At 67.1% G+C, this 691-nt stretch carries 1 protein-coding gene and 1 pseudogene; both read right to left on the bottom strand.

Features of this window, described 5'->3' with window-relative positions; genetic code table 11:
• Positions 1-394, bottom strand: a pseudogene (locus G3O06_RS48640) (putrescine ABC transporter permease PotH); the annotation flags it as partial.
• Between the two features lie 10 nt (positions 395-404).
• On the bottom strand, positions 405-691 hold a 287-nt coding region (locus G3O06_RS48635), incomplete at its 5' end, for a TOBE domain-containing protein (RefSeq protein WP_205820502.1).

Here is a 691-nt window from a genome sequence, read left to right as displayed (position 1 = left end):
CCATCGGATAGCCGATCAGCAGGCACAGCACCGTCGACACGGCGGCCATCTTCAGCGAGCTGAGGTAGGTCGCGATGTACAGGTCGTCCTGCAGCAGGAACGCGTAGTGCGACATCTGCAGCGCGAAGTGCACGACGCCGTCCTTGATCTCGACGAGCGACGTGTACGGCGGGATGCCCATCACCTGGTCGGCGAAGCTGATCTTCAGCACCAGCACGAACGGCAGCGCGAAGAACACGGCAAGCCACACGAACGGCACGCCGATCGCGACGCTGCGGCCCGACGGCAGGAAGCGCTGCAGCATCGCGAAGCGGCCCGGGCGGGCGCGACCGGCGCCGGTGCTTGCTGCGCCGGACGACACCGGCGCGGACGGATTGGAGGCGGAGGTTCTCATCGTGGCGTCCTCACTGCGTCAGTACGACGCCGCTGGCCGGCGACCACGACACGAACACGTCGTCGTTCCACGCCGGTGCGTTGTCGTTCATCAGGTGCGAGCTCGACAGGTTCGACACGACCGTCTTGCCGCTCGGCAGGCGCACGTGATACAGCGAGTAGCTGCCCATATACGCGATGTCGGTCACGACGCCGCGCGCCCAGTTGTGTTTCGAGCCCGGCTTCTCGCGCGACACGTGAATGCGCTCCGGGCGCACCGAGATGCCGACCGGCATCCCGAGCGGGCCCGTGATGCCGT

It is taken from the genome of Burkholderia sp. Ac-20345, assembly GCF_017104825.1.
Classification (GTDB): Bacteria; Pseudomonadota; Gammaproteobacteria; order Burkholderiales; family Burkholderiaceae; genus Burkholderia; species Burkholderia lata_B.
Note: the sequence above shows the minus strand (reverse complement) of the source record. Positions and strands in the feature narration are given on the sequence as shown.